The sequence below is a fragment of the Aquitalea sp. USM4 genome (assembly GCF_004328945.1).
In the GTDB taxonomy this organism is placed as follows: Bacteria; Pseudomonadota; Gammaproteobacteria; order Burkholderiales; family Chromobacteriaceae; genus Aquitalea; species Aquitalea pelogenes.
On sequence record NZ_CP029539.1, the window covers coordinates 46,818 to 64,173 of the forward strand.

Consider the following 17,356-nt stretch of genomic DNA (forward strand, 5'->3'; position numbering starts at 1 on the left):
GCTTGCGCATAATCAGGCTGTTCCTGCTCTACAGCTTGTGTGGTGCAGGGACATGGCTGTCAGTCGGGTAATCGGTTCCCCCCGGCCCGCCTGACTGGCAGTTCCTGAGCGAAGGTGCAAGCTGGAGCCCCGTCCCCCAAGGCCGGGGCTCGTTTTTTTCCTGCGGCTGCCATCCAGCAACACACCAGCCAGCCACAAAGCAAAAGGGCCGCAGATGGCGGCCCTTATCATTTCATTCTGTGACCAGACATCGCCGGCATTACATCACCAGCTTGGCCCCCACCACGGCCAGCATGACCGCGAGCGCAGGGCGCAACCAGCTGTCGGTCAGGCTGCGTGTCAGCTTGCTGCCCAGCCAGATACCCGGCAGCGAGCCCATCAGCAGGTTAAGCAACAGCATGTAATTGAGGTTACCCATGCTGGCATGGCCCAAACCCGCCACCAGCGTCAGCGGAACGGCATGGGCAATTTCGGTTCCCACCAGGCGTCGGGTGGGCAGGGCCGGATACAGTGCAAACAAGGCCAGGGTACCCAGCGCACCGGCACCAATCGAACTGAGGGTGACCAGCACACCAAGGCCAACGCCAATCAGCACGGTGGGCAAGGGCTTGAGCACCAGCTCGGCCTGCGGATTGCCAGCCGGGTTGATCAGCTTCATCAGCTTGGGTTTGAGCAGGATGGACGCGGCGGTCAGCAACAGCGCAATACCCAGCACCAGCTTGAAGACGGAATCCAGCACATGGCTGGAGAGATGCAGCCAGGACAAGAGGCCCAGCGTCAACAGCGCAGCGGGTACGCTGCCCATGGACAGCCATCCGGTCAGCTTCCAGTCCACGTGTTTTTGCTTGTGATGGACAAACACCCCACCGGCCTTGGTCACGGCGGCATACAGCAAATCGGTGCCGACGGCGGTGGACGGCGAGATGCCGAACCACAGCAGGATGGGGGTCATCAGGGAGCCTCCACCCACGCCGGTCAATCCGACGATGAAGCCCACCACCAGGCCCGCAATTGCATATCCTAACTCCATGACCACTCCAGACTAAGTTCTGGCGCTATGCTACTGCACACAACATATAACCAACTAGATTGTTTGATTTATTCGATATTCAATAAAAGTCTATACCGCATCGCAGCAGGGTTATACGGGAATGTCAGCGTCAAATCTGCTACAAATAACCATACGTAGGGAGATGTAGCGCGGCAAACACACAACATTTTGGGAATTGCTTGACTGATCAGGCTTTACAAATGTTTGAAATACAGTCAAGTTTTAATGGTTGGCACAACCAACCGCATGTTGTAGTACCCACATCAGGAGGTGCAAGGATGATTTCCCGTATTCCTCTCAGCGTCCGCCGCAAGCAGGCGCGTGATCAGCATGAAAGTTTTCTGTACGCGGTAGCCAAACCGCAATTGAGTGACACCGAACGCTGCCGGCAACAAAAGGTTCGCCAGCGCGCCCATGACCGTGATGATGCCCGCTTCATGGCCGAACGCTGCGAAGACGATCTGTTCTAGACACACTTCAACACTGCAAGACACCATGGCGCCACACGCTGGCGCCTTTCCCCTTTTGCATTCCGCCACACCCCGCAGACACCCCACACAGGCATGCATCCCGGCATGCCTGCTGATTTTTATCTTTTCTTTATCTCCCCTCCGCGCTTTTTAGCAGGTTTTTGACACCGCTTTGCGTACCTTTCACTGGCACCTAACGTCCACCAAAGGAAACGCAAAATGGATTTGGTCTACCTGGGCCTGACCCTGGGCTTTACCGCGCTGACATTGGCTTTTGTCGCAGCCTGCCAGCAGCTGGAGGGCAAATAAGCCATGAACCTGTTTTATCTGATCAGTACCGTGATCGCACTGGGACTGCTGGGCTATCTGGTCTACGCCCTGATCAAGCCGGAGAACTTCTGACATGAGCACACCTGCCTTTCTCCAACTGGGGCTGTTCCTGCTTGTCCTGCTCGCACTGGCCTGGCCCCTGAGCAGCTATATCACCCGCGTCATGCAAGGGGAAAACCCTGGCGTGCTGCGATTTGTTGCGCCACTGGAACGCGGTGTCTACCGCCTGGCCGGTATCCGGCCTGATGAAGACATGGGCTGGCGCGGCTATGCAGTGGCCTTGCTGCTGTTCAATCTGCTGGGCGCACTAGTGGTTTATGGCCTGCAGCGTTTGCAGGGCATCCTGCCCTTGAACCCGCAGGCTTTGGCCGGCGTTGCGCCGGACTCTTCATTCAATACTGCCATTTCCTTCATCACCAATACCAACTGGCAAGGCTATGGTGGCGAAACCACCATGAGCTACCTCACCCAGATGCTGGGGCTGACGGTACAGAACTTCCTGTCGGCAGCCACCGGGGCCGCGGTGGTGATTGCGCTGATCCGTGGTTTTGCCCGCCACAACTCGGCCAGAATCGGTAACTTCTGGGTCGATGTCAGCCGCTTTACCCTGTATATCCTGCTGCCGCTGTCTCTGGTGCTGGCGCTGGTATTCACCCAGCAAGGTGTGATCCAGAACCTGCTGCCTTACCAGACCGCACACACCGTTGAGGTGACGCAGTTCCAGCAGCCCAAGCTGGATGCCAAGGGCAGCCCGCTCATCGGCAAGGATGGCAAGCCTGTCATGGTAGACAGCCAGACCCGGCAGCAAACCCTGCCGATGGGTCCGGTCGCCTCGCAGGAAGCCATCAAGATGCTGGGCACCAATGGCGGTGGTTTCTTCAATGCCAACTCGGCCCATCCGTTTGAAAACCCGACCCCGCTGTCCAATCTGCTGCAAGAGCTGGCCATCTTCCTGATTCCGGCCGCTCTGTGCCTGGTATTCGGCCGCATGGTGGGCGACCGGCGTCAGGGCTGGGCCATTCTGGCCGCCATGCTGCTGATGTTTGCCACTGCCGTGGTGGTGGAAACCGGTGCCGAACAGGCTGGCATTCCGCAACTGAGCGCCATGGGGGTAGACCAGCAAGCCAGCAGCATGCAGGCCGGCGGCAATATGGAGGGCAAGGAAAGCCGCTTCGGCATTATCGACACCTCGCTGTTTACCGTCATCACCACTGCGGCGTCCTGCGGGGGCGTGGTGGCCATGCATGATTCGCTCACCCCTGTCGGCGGCCTGGTGCCCACCTTCCTGATGCAGCTGGGCGAAGTGGTATTTGGCGGTGTAGGTTCCGGCCTGTACGGCATGCTGGTCTTTGCCATTCTGGCGGTATTCATTGCCGGCCTGATGGTGGGGCGCACGCCGGAATACCTCGGCAAGAAGATAGAAACCTACGAAATGAAGATGACCGCCATCACCATTCTGGTGACGCCCATCCTGGTGCTGGTACTGACCGCCATTGCTGTCAGCCTGGATGCGGGCAAGGCCGGTATCGCCAACCCCGGCGCGCATGGTTTCAGCGAAATCCTCTATGCCTTCACCTCGGCCGCCAACAATAACGGCAGCGCCTTTGCCGGGCTGTCGGCCAACACGCCGTTCTACAACATCATGACCGCCATCGCCATGTTCTTTGGCCGCTTTTTGATGATTGTGCCCATCCTGGCCATTGCCGGTTCGCTGTCCGCCAAGAAGCGTCTGGCCGTCACCAGTGGCACCTTGCCCACCCACGGCCCGCTGTTCGTGGTGTTACTGATCGGCACCGTGTTGCTGGTAGGCGCGCTCAACTATGTTCCGGCGCTGGCACTGGGCCCGGTGGTGGAGCATCTGCAAATGGTGAGCGGACATTAATCCTGCAAGCGGACACGCAACAGGATCAAGGAAATCAATATGAACGATCGCAATCATTCTTCTGTTTCTGCCACGGCAGAACAGTCTGCCAGCCAGCAGATCAAGACTGGCAAGGGCATGTTTGACCCGGCGCTGATCAAGCCGGCCATCATCGACTCTTTCAAGAAGCTGTCGCCGCGTACCCAGTGGCGCAATCCGGTGATGTTTGTCGTCTATGTCGGCAGCATCCTGACCACAGCGCTATGGCTGCAGGCCCTGTTTGGCAAGGGCGAGGCCGCCCCCGGCTTCATCCTGGCCATTACCCTGTGGCTGTGGTTTACCGTGCTGTTTGCCAACTTTGCCGAAGCCCTGGCCGAGGGCCGCAGCAAGGCACAGGCCGCCAGCCTGCGCTCGGCCAAGAAAAACGTGGTGGCCAAGAAGCTGTCCGGCCCGCGCCGCGACGCCGGTGTCACCATCGTGGATGGCCACAGCCTGAAAAAAGGCGACATCGTGCTGGTGGAAGCTGGCGATGTGATTCCGGTGGATGGCGAAGTGATTGATGGCGTGGCGTCGGTGGACGAATCAGCCATTACCGGGGAATCTGCCCCGGTGATCCGCGAATCCGGTGGTGATTTTTCCTCGGTCACCGGTGGCACCCGCGTGCTGTCGGACTGGATTGTGGTGAAGATTACCGCCAATCCGGGCGAAACCTTCCTCGACCGCATGATTGCCATGGTGGAAGGTGCCAAGCGTCAGAAGACACCCAATGAAATCGCGCTGACCATCCTGCTGGTGGCGCTGACCATCGTATTCCTGATTGTCACCGTCACCCTGCTGCCCTACTCGCTGTTCAGCGTGGAGGCAGCCAAGGCCGGCTCGCCCATCAGCATCACCACGCTGGTGGCGCTGTTGGTGTGCCTGATTCCCACTACTATTGGCGGCCTGCTGTCCGCCATTGGTGTGGCCGGCATGAGCCGCATGATGGGTGCCAATGTGATTGCCACCTCCGGCCGCGCCGTGGAAGCGGCGGGCGATGTGGACGTGCTGCTGTTGGACAAGACCGGCACCATCACCCTGGGCAACCGTCAGGCATCGGCCTTCATCCCGGCACCGGGCATCAGCGAACAGCAACTGGCCGATGCCGCCCAGCTGGCTTCGCTGGCGGATGAAACCCCGGAAGGCCGCAGTATCGTGGTATTGGCCAAGCAGAAGTTTGCCCTGCGCGAGCGTGAGCTGGCCAGCCATGAAGCCAGCTTCATTCCGTTTACCGCCCAAACCCGCATGAGCGGCATCGACTACGATGGCCGGCAGATCCGCAAAGGTGCCATCGACGCCATCCGCCGTCATATCGCCGAGCAAGGCGGGGCCTTCCCCGATGCGCTGGCCAAGAGTGCCGATGAAGTAGCACGCCGCGGTTCTACCCCGCTGCTGGTGGCCGAAGGCAATCGTGCGCTGGGGGTGATCGAGCTGAAAGACATCGTCAAGGGCGGCATCAAGGAACGCTTTGCCGAGCTGCGCCAGATGGGCATCAAGACCATCATGATCACCGGCGACAACCCGCTGACCGCCGCCGCCATTGCCGCCGAGGCCGGCGTGGACGACTTTCTGGCCGAAGCCACGCCGGAAGCCAAGCTCAAGCTGATCCGCAATCACCAGGCCGAAGGCAAGCTGGTGGCCATGACCGGTGACGGCACCAATGACGCACCAGCGCTGGCCCAGGCTGACGTGGCGGTGGCGATGAACACCGGCACCCAGGCGGCAAAAGAGGCCGGCAATATGGTGGATCTGGATTCCAACCCGACCAAGTTGATCGAGATTGTTGAAATCGGCAAACAGATGCTGATGACCCGCGGCTCGCTCACCACCTTCTCCATTGCCAATGATGTGGCCAAGTATTTCGCCATCATCCCGGCTGCCTTTGCCAGCACCTATCCGCAACTGGGCGCGCTGAACGTGATGGGTCTGAACAGTCCGGCCTCGGCCATCATGTCGGCAGTGATCTTCAATGCGCTGATCATCGTGTTCCTGATTCCGCTGGCACTCAAAGGGGTGAAATACCACGCCAGAAGCGCGGCCGAACTGCTGCGCGGCAATTTGCTGGTCTACGGCCTGGGTGGCCTGCTGCTGCCTTTTGCCGGTATCAAGCTGATCGACATGCTGCTGGGCGCGGCCGGTCTGGTCTGACCATCGCCCCTGACATAAAGGAAATCATCATGCTCAAAACCCTGCGCCCGGCACTGGTGCTGTTTGTCATCCTGTCTGCCATCACCGGGCTGGCCTATCCGCTGCTGACCACGGGCCTCGCCCAGTTGCTGTTTCCGTATCAGGCCAATGGCAGCCTGATCGAGAAAAACGGCCAGATCATCGGCTCGCAGCTGATCGGCCAGAACTTCTCTGGCAAGCAGTATTTCTGGGGCCGCCCCTCCGCCACCAGCCCGCAAGCCTATAATGCCGGCAGTTCCGGTGGCTCCAACCTGGGCCCCACCAACCCGGCCCAGCTGGATGCAGTCAAAGGCAATCTGGAACGACTGCGCAAGGCACATCCCACCCAGACAGCCACCGTACCGGTTGACCTGGTAACCGCATCCGCCAGCGGGCTGGACCCGGACATCTCCGTCGCTGCCGCCTACTACCAGATGGAGCGTGTCGCTGCAGCACGCCAGATGCCGCTGGCCCGATTGCATAAGCTGGTGGATGACCACATCATTGGCGAAACCTTCGGCCTCCTGGGCGAACCGCGTGTCAATGTGCTGACGCTGAACCTAGCACTGGACGGCCTGGGCGCCAAGTAAACATCGCGCAGCGACCCAGCCATCCAGGAAGGCGGGGCCGCTGCGCGGTTTGGCTGCGACTGGCCAGAAAAAGAAAGCCGATGACTGATACCCGACCCGATCCCGATGCCCTGCTCGACGCCATCAAGCAGGATGAACTGGCCGCCCAACGTGGCCGTTTGAAAATCTTTTTTGGTGCCTGCGCCGGTGTGGGCAAGACCTTCGCCATGCTCAGTGCTGCCCGTGTACGCCAGCAAGAAGGCTGCAAGGTACTGGTGGGCGTGGTGGAAACGCATGGCCGCAAGGAAACCGAAGCGCAGCTGCATGGACTTGAAGTACTGCCCCTCACACAGATTGAATACAAGGGGCGCAGTCTGGCCGAGTTTGATCTGGACAGCGCACTGGCCCGCCAGCCGCAGCTGATCCTGATGGACGAGTTCGCTCACTCCAACGTTCCCGGCTCACGCCACAGCAAACGCTGGCAGGACGTGGAAGAGCTGCTGGCCGCCGGCATTGATGTCTACACCACACTGAATGTGCAGCACCTGGAAAGCCTGAACGATGTGGTGGGCCAGATCACTGGCATCGTGGTGCGCGAAACCCTGCCCGATCATGTATTCGATCAGGCTGCGGAAGTGGCGCTGGTCGACCTGCCGCCGGACGAACTGCTGGCGCGACTGGCCGCCGGCAAGGTGTATCTGGCTCACCAAGCTGAACGGGCAGTGAAGAACTTCTTCCGCAAGGGCAATCTGCTGGCGCTGCGCGAGCTGGCCCTGCGCCGCACCGCCGACCGGGTGGATGCGCAAATGCGTGCCTACCGCGCCGACCAGTCAATCAAGCCGGTGTGGCATGCCCGTGAACGCTTGCTGATCTGCGTGGGACATGGTCCCGGTACGGAAAAGCTGGTGCGCAGCGGCAAGCGGCTGGCGGCCAGCCTGGATGCCGACTGGATTGCCGTATTTGTGGAAACCCCGGCACTGCAACGCCTGCCGGAAGCCCAGCGCGCCCGCATCATGAAGGGACTTAAACTGGCACAGGAACTGGGCGCGGAAACCACGGTACTGGGCGGTAGCGACCTGGCCGCCACCCTGCTGGCCTATGCGCGCAGCCGCAATGTTTCCAAGCTGGTGGTGGGCAAGTCCTCGGCCGGCCCATTGCGCCGCCTGCTGCGCCAACCCTTGCTGGAACAGCTGACGCGGCAGGCAGATGATGTCGATGTCTACGTGGTATCCCACGAGCACGACCCGGACAGCACAGCAACGCAGGAAGGTTTCAACCGGCTGCTGTTTGGTGAAGCCAGCCGGCAGAAACAAGGCCACGGCTATGTGGCTGCCTTGCTGGCCTGCCTGCTGACCACCGGTCTTGTGAGCCTGCTGACGCCGTTTTTTGACCTGTCCAATGTGGTGATGCTCTACCTCTTGGCCGTGGTGCTGATTGCCGTACGCTTTGGCCGCGGCCCCGGCGTGCTGGCCTCGCTGGTATCGGTGGCCACCTTCGACTTTTTCTTTGTGCCGCCACGGCTGTCCCTGTCGGTATCCGACACCCAGTATCTGCTCACCTTCGCCGTGATGTTTGCCGTGGCGCTGATCATCAGCCAGCTGGCAGCCAGGCTGCGCTTTGAAGCCAATATCGCCACTTATCGCGAACGCCGCACCCGCGCGCTGTACGAGCTGGGCCGCGAGCTGGCAGCGGCCCTGACTGCCAACCAGATCATCGACATCGCCGTCAGCCGCCTGCAACCCTTGTTCAATGCCAGCATCGTGCTGCTCACCCCCAACAGCCAGGAACAGCTGCGCGCCGAAAACGACAGTACAGCACAGGCCGATCTGGGCGTGGCGCAATGGGTCTACGACAAGCAGCAAGCCGCAGGCCTTGGCACCCAGACCCTGCCCTCCAATGCCATGCTCTACCTGCCGCTCAGGGCGCCGATGCGCAATCGCGGTGTACTGGCCGTGTTGCCCGAACAACTGGATCAGGTTTTCCTGCCGGAACAGCAACGCCTGCTGGAAACCTGCGCGGCCCAGATTGCGCTGGCGCTGGAACGGGTGCATTACGTCGAAGTGGCGCAGGACGCCATTGTCGCCATGGAATCCGAACGACTGCGCAACAGCGTGCTGTCCGTCATCTCGCACGACCTGCGCACCCCGCTCACCACGCTGGTCGGTCTCTCCAGCCTGCTGGCGGAAGGCCAAGTGGATGCGCGCAAACAAGCCAGCATTGCCCAGTCCATCCAGGAAGAATCGCTGCGCATGAACCATCTGGTGACCAATCTGCTGGACATGGCCAGGCTGCAATCCGGCGTCAAACTCAACAAGGCTTGGCAGCTGCTGGATGACGTGGTGGGCAGCGCGCTGCGGGCTTGCCAGCGCAATCTGCAAGGGCATCAGCTGGAGGTGGCACTGGCCAGTGATTTGCCGGTGCTGGAATACGATGCCGTGCTGATTGAGCGCGTACTGGTGAACCTGCTGGAAAACGCGGCCAAATATACGCCGCCCGGCAGCCATATCACCCTGCTGGCCCAGCCGGAGGGCGCTACAATACGCGTTTGCGTGCAGGATGACGGCCCCGGCCTGCCCAGTGGACTGGAACAAAAACTGTTCGACAAATTCAGCCGCGGCAACAGCGAATCCACCACACCTGGCGTGGGCCTTGGCCTGGCCATCTGCCGCAGCATTGTCGAAGCACACGGCGGCCAGATTACCGCCAGCAACCGCCAGCCACACGGTGCCACCTTCTGCTTTACCCTGCCGGTCAGCCAGATGCCGGCCCTGCCCGGCGACGAGGAAATCCAGCCATGAGTGAAACACCTGTCCACCTGGTGGTCATCGAGGACGAAAAACCCATCCGCCGCTTTCTGGCCTCGGCACTGGATGGCGACAACTGGGTGGTGCACGAAGCCGAAACCGGCAAGCAAGGCCTGATTGAAGTGGCCACCCGCAAACCCGACCTGGTGATACTGGACCTGGGCCTGCCGGACATGAACGGCATTGAAGTAATCCGCCAGCTGCGCGAGTGGACCGACCTGCCCATTCTGGTGCTCTCCGCCCGTACCCAGGAAACGGAAAAGGTACTGGCGCTGGATGCCGGTGCCGACGACTACCTGACCAAACCGTTTGGCGTGGCCGAGTGCATGGCGCGCATCCGTGTCCTGCTGCGGCGACGCAACCAGGGCAGTGCCGCCCCGGTGCAAACCTTTGGCTTTGGCCCCATCGAAGTGGATCTGGTCAACCGCACCGTCAGCAAGCATGGCAAGCCCATCCACCTCACCCCCATCGAATACCGCCTGCTGGCTACCCTGATCCGCAACAGCGGCAAGGTCATCACCCACCGCGAACTGCTGCTGGCGGTATGGGGGCCGTCCTTTTCCGAGCACAACCAGTACCTGCGCGTCTACATGGGACATTTGCGGCAAAAGCTGGAAGACAATCCGGCCATGCCGCAGCACATCCTCACTGAAACCGGCGTGGGCTACCGCCTGCTCGAACGCTAGCTACTGCGGCTTGCCCGGCCAGCCGCCCCACGGCTCGCTTGGCGGCGGTCCCGGCCTGCATGGCATTTTCCGGATGGCCACCATTTTCACCTGACATATCAAGTAAAAATCCCTAGCAATCGACCAGCCATTTCCTGCCAGCATAATCAGAAATCGGCTATTTCTGGCCCACTTCCCGCATTTGTAGACTGCTCTCCCAGCCACCACTGAAACGCCTGCCCTCCGGCATCGCGCATCAGTCATCAATCGGGAGAGACCTTGAAACGCTTTGCCATTGCCGGCATCCAGATGCCGGTTTCCGCCTTCGAAGAAAACATCACCCGCATGGGGCACTACGTCGCCCATGTCAAACACCGTTTTCCCTGGGTGGACATGGTGCTGTTTTCCGAGCTGGCCGCCTACGGCCCCAATCCACTGCGCGCCGAAACCATGCCGGGAGAGGCCGAAGAACGACTGTGCCGGATTGCCGCGCGCCATGGCGTATGGCTGATTCCGGGCTCGCTGTTCGAACAGCGTGATGGCTGCATTTTCAATACCAGCCCGGTCATCAACCCGCAGGGCGAAGTCATCGCCCGCTTCAGCAAGCTGTTTCCCTTCCTGCCCTACGAAAAAGGCATTACCGCCGGTGACCAATTTGTAGTGTTTAACGTGCCGGGCGCAGGCCGCTTCGGCATCTCCATTTGCTACGACATGTGGTTTCCGGAAACCACCCGCACCCTGGCAGCCATGGGGGCGGAAGTCATCCTGCACCCCACCATGACCGACACCATAGACCGCGAGGTGGAGCTGGCCATTGCCCGCGCCTCTGCCGCCACCAACCAGCTGTATTTCTTCGACATCAACGGCGTGGGCGATGGCGGCACGGGCCGCTCCATCGTGGTGGACCCGTCCGGTCATGTATTGCACCAGGCCGGGTCGGGCGCGGAAATCATTCCGGTGGAAGTGGATTTCGACAAGGTAAGGCGCGAACGCGAACGCGGCCTGCGTGGTCTGGGCCAGCCCCTGAAGAGCTTTCGCGATCGCCGTTGTGAATTCCCCGTCTATCAGCGCGACAGCGGGGTGGATGGCTTCCTGCATACGCTGGGACCGCTGGTCAAGCCGGAAGACCACGACCAGAGCGGGCTGTCCGGCCCAGGTGGCCCCGTGCCGGACACCCCGGCCCTGCAGACCGCCGGGACCGGTGAGCAAGACCCGCAATGATAGCCAGTGCCATGGCCATGCGCTGGCTGCGCCATTGCCGGCAGTGGCTGCAATCCATGTCAACCGCCAGCCGGCAGCACCAGACAGCAAAAACACCACCGCGAGCCGTTCAGGGAGAACCAACCATGCAAAAAGTCAGCAATATTTCCGATCTGCGCCTGCTGTTTCACCGCAATGAACGGCCGATCTACTTCATCAGCGCCACCAATTTCAATCTGCTGGGCATAGACCAGTGGGTGAACCGCTTCAAGTACATCAACTACATCGACTGTTTCGATGGCCGCCACCCCAATGTCTTTGTGCCGCCACAGTTGCCGCACGAAGAATTCCAGTCCATCGAAGACATCAATAACTACCTGCTGCAGCACAAGGACGTGGTGGATTATGTCGAGCGCGCCGGAGGTCGACCGGTGGCGGTATTCCTGATGTTCGATGCAGAAACCGAACGGCTGTGCCATGAGCTGGGCATCGAAGTATGGTTTCCCAGCGCCAGCTTACGCGAGCGCTGCGACAACAAGATGGAAACCGTGCGCATCGGCAACAAGGCCGGCGTGCCCTCCGTCCCCAACGCCCTGTGCAAGGTGGATAGCTATGCCCACCTGCGCGAGATTGCCGACGCGCATGACCTGGGCGAACAGCTGGTGGTGCAAACCGCCTTTGGCGACTCCGGCCATACCACCTTCTTCATTTCCAGCGAAGCCGATTTCGACCGTCACGCCCAGGACATCATCCAGGACCCTGAGGTCAAGATCATGAAGCGCATCAACTGCCGTGGTGCCACGCTGGAAGCCTGTGCCACCCGCAGCGGCACCCTGGTGGGGCCACTGCTTACCGAGGTGGTGGGCGAACCGGAGCTGACCCCCTATCGCGGCGGCTGGTGCGGCAATGAAATCTTCCCCGGCGCTTTCAGTGAAGAAGTACGCGCCAAGGCACGCGAAATGGCTTACCGTTTTGGCAACCAGCTGATGGCGGAAGGCTACCGTGGCTATTTCGATCTGGATTTCCTGATCGACAAGGACACTGACGAAGTCTATCTGGGCGAGCTGAATCCGCGCATTTGCGGTGCCAGCCCGATGACCAACCACGCAGCCTTTGCCTATGCCGATGTGCCGCTGTTCCTGTTCCATCTGCTGGAATTTTCCGGCATCGACTTTGAACTGGATGTGGAAGAACTGAACGCCCGCTGGGCCAACCCGGCCTTCATCGACAGCTGGAGCCAGCTGGTAATCAAGCATACCGCCAACAATGTGGACATCATCACCCATGCCCCGGCCACCGGCATCTACCGCATGGCAGAAGACGGCTCGGTGTCCTACCATCGCTTCGATTACAAACGCCAGGATATCGAATCGGAAAACGAAGCCTTTTTCCTGCGCATCAGCGGGCCGGGCGACTATCGTTATGAGGGGGCGGACCTGGGCATCCTGATTACCCGTGGCCGTTCGATGAGCGACGACTTTGCGCTCAATGAACGTGCGCGCCACTGGATAGCCGGCATCAAGAAATACTATGCAGCCAAGCCCATCATGGCAGTGCATGATGAAAGCCTGCCTGCACCCGGAGCCTTCAAGATCCTGTAGTCCCCGCTACCAACCTGGCAGTCGCCTGCAGCACGGCGGTGGCCTCAGCCCCAGTGAGACACATGCGCTGTACATTTGAAGCGATACGAGAAGATACGCCGGGAGCACGCTGGCAAGCACTGTTTCAATTACGCTGGCCAGCCTATCAGCAGTGGTTCCTGCGCGATGGCTACCGGGCACGGCCCTCTTACCTGGCGGGGCGGCGCGCACTGCGCCAGCACATGCCGGAACTGTCCGGGCTGTATCAGCAATTGTGCGAACTGGCTGGCGGTGGCGATCTGGAAGCCCGCTTCCTGTCGCAATGGTGCCCGCCCTCCTACATCACCGGCTGTTCGCAGGCCGTCTGGCTGGACCCGACCGGGCAGGAAGGGCCTGTACTGGCACGCAATTACGACTACGCTCCAGCCCTGCTGGAAGGCAGCTGGCTGTCTACACGCTGGCTGGGCCGCCAGGTGCTGGTGATGAGCGATTGCCTGTGGGGTGCGCTGGATGGCATCAACGAAGACGGCCTCGCCGTTTCCCTGTCGTTTGGCGGGCGCACGGCAGTGGGCGAAGGTTTCGGCATTCCGCTGGTGCTGCGTTACCTGCTGGAGGCAGCCAGCAATACCGCCGAAGCCATCGCCATCCTGCAGCGGCTGCCGGTACACATGACTTACAACATCAGCCTGCTGGACCAGCACAGCCACTGGGCCACGGTATTTGTCGCACCGGACCGGCCGGCCGAAGTGGTGCATCGGCCGGCGGTGGCCAACCATCAGCATGGGGTGGAATGGCAGGCCCATGCCAGGGCAACACTGTCGGAAGAACGCGAATGGATGCTGAGCCAGGGGGTGCGCAAGGCAGCGCATGCGGATGATGTGGTACGTACCCTGTTGCGGCCACCCTTGTTCCAGACCGCCTATGGGCGTGGCTATGGCACGCTCTACACGGCGGCCTACCATCCTCAAACCCTGATGGCCGAACTGTTGTGGCCAGACATGCGCTGGCCGCAATACTGCCTTGATGTGCAGGAAGGTGTGCTGAACGTACGCTTTGATGCCAATCACAGCCTGTAATGCCAGCGGCAGCCAGCGCAGTGGCTTGCTACGGCTGCTGGCTTGCAATCCTGTTTGATCACAAGCCGACACATTCATACAGCATGAAAAAACGGGTCAAATCATGACAGAATGACTATTTGTCATGAAAAGGTAATAATTTATTCGCATTGCCTGTGGCAGACTGTGCCTTGCTTTTACAACATTTATGTACAGTTGTTATGACTGCTTCGTCCAGTAATACACCGTACCAGCAAGGATCATTACCATGAATGCCGCCAAGAAAATCCGTCGATTCATTGAAGAAAACCAGGACCCGGAACAAGTCCAGGTACTCAAGGATCTGGCAGCGGCGCTGGAAATGGGACGTGCTTTTGACCTCGGCAGCCTGTACCAGATCGATATGCGCTATTTCGAAGTTGCCCTCGACCTGCTGAAAGACTGGCGATTTGATCACCACATCGCCGCCCGCAGCAAGCTGCTGGAGCAGCTGCTGACCGAGATCGCCCCGGACCTGCGTGCCGACAACAGCAGTGCCACACCGGCAGCTGCGGTTGAAACCAGTGTGGAAGCCGCAGAAACCAGCAGCCCGGAACAAGCAAGCAAACCAGACAGCGCTGAACCGGCAGCCAGCAGCAAGCCTGCCACCAGCCGCCGTCGCAAAACCGCCGCCGAGTAAGTCTGGCTGTCAGCCGTTCTGACTCAGAGCGGCTAACAGAATAGTCCTGGGGCAAGGCGCGCCGACGCCGACACTACAAGGTACGGCAATAAGGCGCAACGCAGCAGCAGGGGCTTTGTCAGCGGTGCTTACTGGCATAGTTCCGCCAGCCGCTGCGGCTGGCTGACCAGGTAATTGCCCTCCCCTTGCAGGCTGACAATGCGCGCATTGCGGCGTGTCTCCCAGCTGTCCACCGGGTACTGCCTTGCCCAGGCACACATCAGTTGCCGGTCCTGCCGGCTCATGTTCAAACCGTAGCGCTGATGCATGTACAAGGTAATGCGGGCAGCACGCCCGCGCACTTCCTCCCGCGGTTGCACCCGCTTGCCGGCAAAATCCACCACCGTGCCACACTGGCCGTAAATGCGTGTCGGCTGCTTGGCCCAGGCACCATAGGAAAGATTGCTGCGGTCGGCATTCACCTCGCCCACGGCCGGTACCAGATTGTTCAGATCCCCCTCCGCCTGCCGGAAAACCGCATCATTGGTCGCGCAATTCTTGCGTCCACCTGCCTGCCAGCACTGGCGCTGATGTCCCAGCACCCAGGCCGGCACCACATGTTCCCATTCGATACGCTTGGCCCGCTCCGGATTCTTGCGTGGCACATAGCCACAGGACAGCCAGTCCACCTCTTTGCCCTCATATGAGCAACCGCAGTAGAAATCCTGCTGCATGCCGGCAAATACCCTGGGCAATACACGTTTGGCGGCGATGAAGTCGCGGTGCCCCACAGCCTTTTCTCCACGCACCAGCGGCGATAGCTCCACCTTGTCCTGAGCCCGATCCGCCCGTGCGGATTGGCCTGTGCCGCTTACATCCAGCTGGCGCACGACTGTTTCGCCCAACTGGGCCAGTGTTTTCACTTCGCGCGGCAGTTTGACCGCTCCGTCCTTGTCACAAGCGCCCAGCGCCAGTAGCAAGACGGCTAATACCAGTTTTCTCATTGTTGGCAAGGCCAGCAACATGCCATTTCGTACTGGCCACATCCTGTACTTTAGGGAGGGGCACTATAACCGCAGCCAGACCATTTTCAAACCATCTGCGGTAGAGATCTGCCAGCAACCGGCACGCCGCCTGCGTTACAATCCCGCCATCAGGCCAGTTGGCCTGGCCATTCACAGCAGATCAGGTCCCGCATGTCCAGAAAACCCCGCTTGCGTTCCGGCACTGGCGTCACCATGCATGATGTCGGCCAGGCCGCCGGTGTCAGCGCCATTACCGTCTCCCGCGCCTTGCACTCGCCAGAGCGCGTGTCTCCCGCCCTGCGTGAGAAAATCCTGCAGGTGGTGGAACAGCTGGGCTATGTGCCCAACCGCTCTGCCCGCCAGCTGGCCTCGGCCCGCTCCCATACCGTACTGGTGCTGATTCCCTCACTGAGCAACACCGTTTTCATTGATGCACTGGCCGGCATCGAGTCGGTGTTGCAGCCGGCCGGTTACCAGATGCTGATCGGCAATACCCATTACAGCGACAGCGAGGAACTGGCCCTGCTGCGTGCCTATTTGCAGCACAGCCCGGACGGCCTGCTGGTCACCGGGTTGAACCAGTTGCCCGCATTCCGCCAGATCGTCGCGCAGCAGGCACTGCCCGCGGTGTACATGATGGATTTGAGTGAAGACGACAGGCCCTGTGTCGGCTTTTCCCAGGAAGCCGCCGGTGCCAGCATGACCGGTCATCTGCTGGAGCGCGGCAAGCGCCGTATCGCCTTTCTGGGTGCACAGCTGGACGAACGGGTGATCAAGCGGCTGAATGGCTACCGTTTGGCATTGCAAGAGGCCGGCTGTCATGACCCGGCGCTGGAATGGCTGAACCCGTCACCCTCCAGCATGCAGATGGGTGCCGACATGCTGGATGCGCTGCTGGCTGCCCACCCTGACTGTGACGGTATTTTCTGCTGCAATGACGACCTGGCCATCGGTGCGATTGCCCGCTGTCAGCAACGGGGCATCGCTGTGCCCGCGCAACTGGCCATCGGCGGCTTCAACGACCTGCAAGCCGCCGCCTGGACCACACCAGCCCTCAGCAGCATTGCCACGCCACGCTTTGACATTGGCGTGGCTGCCGCACGCCTGTTGCTGCAACAGCTGAATGGCGAAGCCATGACGTCGCAAAAGCTGGATCTGGGCTTCCAGCTCAAGATACGCGGCAGTTCCTGAGCGTCGTCCCGCACAAGCTGCAAGCCCCCTGTCCGCCCGTACTGGCATTGCTGCCATGCAGCACATGATTTGATTGCCGCGCCGATATTGTTAGCGCTAACATCGCGCCAGATTGCTCAGGCAAATTTTTTTATCTCAATTTGTTAGCGCTAACATGAAAACTCCGAACATTGTGGTGATGGGCGTGGCCGGCTGCGGCAAGAGCAGCCTGGGCCAGGCACTGGCTGCCGCCCTGTCATCCGCCTACATCGAAGGCGACCGCTTTCATCCACCGGAAAACATTGCCCGCATGCAGGCAGGCATTGCCCTGACCGACGCCGACCGCGCCGGCTGGCTGGCACAACTGGCCGCGCAACTGGACAAGGCCAGGGCAGAACAACAAGCCGTGGTGCTGGCCTGTTCTGCCCTCAAGCGCCGCTACCGCGACATCCTGCGCAGCGGCGACCCGGACTTGCTGCTGGTGCACCTCAAAGGTGACAAGGCGGTCATTGCCGAGCGCATGGCGGCCCGTGATGCCCATTTCATGCCGACTTCACTGCTGGACAGCCAGTTTGCCGACCTGGAGCCACCGGAAGCACAGAGCGAAAACGTCATCACGCTGGATGTCAGCCAGTCCCTGAGCACCTTGCTGCAACACAGCTTGCATCAAATAGCACAACGTCAGTCCCAAGCATAAAAACCGAGACAACAGAGGA

At 60.5% G+C, this 17,356-nt stretch carries 15 protein-coding genes; 13 read left to right on the top strand and 2 right to left on the bottom strand.

The window, feature by feature from the left end; genetic code table 11:
* Positions 1 to 259: 259 nt before the first annotated feature.
* The gene (locus DKK66_RS00220; protein ID WP_131354398.1) at positions 260 to 1,030 is read right to left on the bottom strand and encodes a sulfite exporter TauE/SafE family protein; all 771 of its coding nucleotides are present in this window, start codon (positions 1,028 to 1,030) and stop codon (positions 260 to 262) included.
* Between the two features lie 299 nt (positions 1,031 to 1,329).
* Here DKK66_RS00220 and DKK66_RS00225 point away from each other — a divergent pair, with 299 nt between their 5' ends.
* From DKK66_RS00225 to DKK66_RS00275, 11 genes are all read left to right on the top strand, one after another.
* The gene (locus tag DKK66_RS00225) at positions 1,330 to 1,521 is read left to right on the top strand and encodes a hypothetical protein (protein ID WP_045848034.1); all 192 of its coding nucleotides are present in this window, start codon (positions 1,330 to 1,332) and stop codon (positions 1,519 to 1,521) included.
* 312 nt (positions 1,522 to 1,833) lie between these two features.
* On the top strand, positions 1,834 to 1,923 hold the full coding sequence (gene kdpF / locus DKK66_RS00230; protein ID WP_131354400.1) for a K(+)-transporting ATPase subunit F: 90 nt from the start codon (positions 1,834 to 1,836) through the stop codon (positions 1,921 to 1,923).
* A 1-nt stretch (position 1,924) separates the two neighbouring features.
* Positions 1,925 to 3,733: a potassium-transporting ATPase subunit KdpA gene (kdpA, locus tag DKK66_RS00235; RefSeq protein ID WP_131354403.1), complete on the top strand. Its 1,809-nt coding sequence runs from the start codon at positions 1,925 to 1,927 to the stop codon at positions 3,731 to 3,733.
* 117 nt (positions 3,734 to 3,850) lie between these two features.
* Positions 3,851 to 5,896 (top strand): potassium-transporting ATPase subunit KdpB, encoded by a 2,046-nt coding sequence (gene kdpB / locus DKK66_RS00240; protein ID WP_131360760.1) that lies wholly within the window; start codon positions 3,851 to 3,853, stop codon positions 5,894 to 5,896.
* Positions 5,897 to 5,925: 29 nt separating this feature from the next.
* On the top strand, positions 5,926 to 6,504 hold the full coding sequence (gene kdpC / locus DKK66_RS00245; RefSeq protein WP_131354405.1) for a potassium-transporting ATPase subunit KdpC: 579 nt from the start codon (positions 5,926 to 5,928) through the stop codon (positions 6,502 to 6,504).
* An 80-nt stretch (positions 6,505 to 6,584) separates the two neighbouring features.
* The gene (locus tag DKK66_RS00250) at positions 6,585 to 9,281 is read left to right on the top strand and encodes a DUF4118 domain-containing protein (RefSeq protein ID WP_131354408.1); all 2,697 of its coding nucleotides are present in this window, start codon (positions 6,585 to 6,587) and stop codon (positions 9,279 to 9,281) included.
* Positions 9,278 to 9,973 carry a response regulator gene (locus DKK66_RS00255; protein ID WP_062789021.1) on the top strand — a complete coding sequence of 232 codons (696 nt, stop codon included), beginning with the start codon at positions 9,278 to 9,280 and terminating at the stop codon, positions 9,971 to 9,973. The genes DKK66_RS00250 and DKK66_RS00255 overlap by 4 nt, the downstream gene beginning before the upstream one ends.
* Positions 9,974 to 10,231: 258 nt before the next feature.
* Positions 10,232 to 11,173, top strand: a complete 942-nt coding sequence (locus DKK66_RS00260; protein WP_207389828.1) for a carbon-nitrogen hydrolase family protein — start codon at positions 10,232 to 10,234, stop codon at positions 11,171 to 11,173.
* A 125-nt stretch (positions 11,174 to 11,298) separates the two neighbouring features.
* Positions 11,299 to 12,753, top strand: a complete 1,455-nt coding sequence (locus DKK66_RS00265; protein WP_131354411.1) for a biotin carboxylase — start codon at positions 11,299 to 11,301, stop codon at positions 12,751 to 12,753.
* A 62-nt stretch (positions 12,754 to 12,815) separates the two neighbouring features.
* Positions 12,816 to 13,808 carry a C45 family autoproteolytic acyltransferase/hydolase gene (locus DKK66_RS00270; RefSeq protein ID WP_131354413.1) on the top strand — a complete coding sequence of 331 codons (993 nt, stop codon included), beginning with the start codon at positions 12,816 to 12,818 and terminating at the stop codon, positions 13,806 to 13,808.
* 247 nt (positions 13,809 to 14,055) lie between these two features.
* A complete protein-coding gene (locus DKK66_RS00275; RefSeq protein WP_131354416.1) occupies positions 14,056 to 14,466 on the top strand; it encodes a hypothetical protein in 411 nt (136 codons plus the stop codon).
* 128 nt (positions 14,467 to 14,594) lie between these two features.
* Here the strand turns inward: DKK66_RS00275 and DKK66_RS00280 are convergent, their stop codons facing one another.
* Positions 14,595 to 15,470 (bottom strand): endonuclease, encoded by an 876-nt coding sequence (locus DKK66_RS00280; protein ID WP_242673532.1) that lies wholly within the window; start codon positions 15,468 to 15,470, stop codon positions 14,595 to 14,597.
* 171 nt (positions 15,471 to 15,641) lie between these two features.
* Here DKK66_RS00280 and DKK66_RS00285 point away from each other — a divergent pair, with 171 nt between their 5' ends.
* Together DKK66_RS00285 and DKK66_RS00290 are read left to right on the top strand one after the other, a co-directional pair.
* Positions 15,642 to 16,661: a LacI family DNA-binding transcriptional regulator gene (locus DKK66_RS00285; protein ID WP_207389829.1), complete on the top strand. Its 1,020-nt coding sequence runs from the start codon at positions 15,642 to 15,644 to the stop codon at positions 16,659 to 16,661.
* 154 nt (positions 16,662 to 16,815) lie between these two features.
* Entirely contained in the window at positions 16,816 to 17,337 is a 522-nt protein-coding gene (locus tag DKK66_RS00290) for a gluconokinase (protein WP_131354419.1), read from the top strand.
* Positions 17,338 to 17,356: the final 19 nt, after the last annotated feature.

Excerpts from the sequence above, each read along its gene's own strand:
- kdpF (WP_131354400.1), top strand. The coding sequence starts at position 1,834 with ATGAACCTGTTTTATCTGATCAGTACCGTGATCGCACTGGGACTGCTG.
- DKK66_RS00255 (WP_062789021.1), top strand. The coding sequence starts at position 9,278 with ATGAGTGAAACACCTGTCCACCTGGTGGTCATCGAGGACGAAAAACCC.
- DKK66_RS00280 (WP_242673532.1), bottom strand. The coding sequence starts at position 15,470 with ATGTTGCTGGCCTTGCCAACAATGAGAAAACTGGTATTAGCCGTCTTG.
- DKK66_RS00265 (WP_131354411.1), top strand. The coding sequence starts at position 11,299 with ATGCAAAAAGTCAGCAATATTTCCGATCTGCGCCTGCTGTTTCACCGC.
- DKK66_RS00225 (WP_045848034.1), top strand. The coding sequence starts at position 1,330 with ATGATTTCCCGTATTCCTCTCAGCGTCCGCCGCAAGCAGGCGCGTGAT.
- DKK66_RS00285 (WP_207389829.1), top strand. The coding sequence starts at position 15,642 with ATGTCCAGAAAACCCCGCTTGCGTTCCGGCACTGGCGTCACCATGCAT.
- kdpA (WP_131354403.1), top strand. The coding sequence starts at position 1,925 with ATGAGCACACCTGCCTTTCTCCAACTGGGGCTGTTCCTGCTTGTCCTG.
- kdpC (WP_131354405.1), top strand. The coding sequence starts at position 5,926 with ATGCTCAAAACCCTGCGCCCGGCACTGGTGCTGTTTGTCATCCTGTCT.
- DKK66_RS00250 (WP_131354408.1), top strand. The coding sequence starts at position 6,585 with ATGACTGATACCCGACCCGATCCCGATGCCCTGCTCGACGCCATCAAG.
- DKK66_RS00290 (WP_131354419.1), top strand. The coding sequence starts at position 16,816 with ATGAAAACTCCGAACATTGTGGTGATGGGCGTGGCCGGCTGCGGCAAG.
- DKK66_RS00270 (WP_131354413.1), top strand. The coding sequence starts at position 12,816 with ATGCGCTGTACATTTGAAGCGATACGAGAAGATACGCCGGGAGCACGC.
- kdpB (WP_131360760.1), top strand. The coding sequence starts at position 3,851 with ATGTTTGACCCGGCGCTGATCAAGCCGGCCATCATCGACTCTTTCAAG.
- DKK66_RS00220 (WP_131354398.1), bottom strand. The coding sequence starts at position 1,030 with ATGGAGTTAGGATATGCAATTGCGGGCCTGGTGGTGGGCTTCATCGTC.
- DKK66_RS00275 (WP_131354416.1), top strand. The coding sequence starts at position 14,056 with ATGAATGCCGCCAAGAAAATCCGTCGATTCATTGAAGAAAACCAGGAC.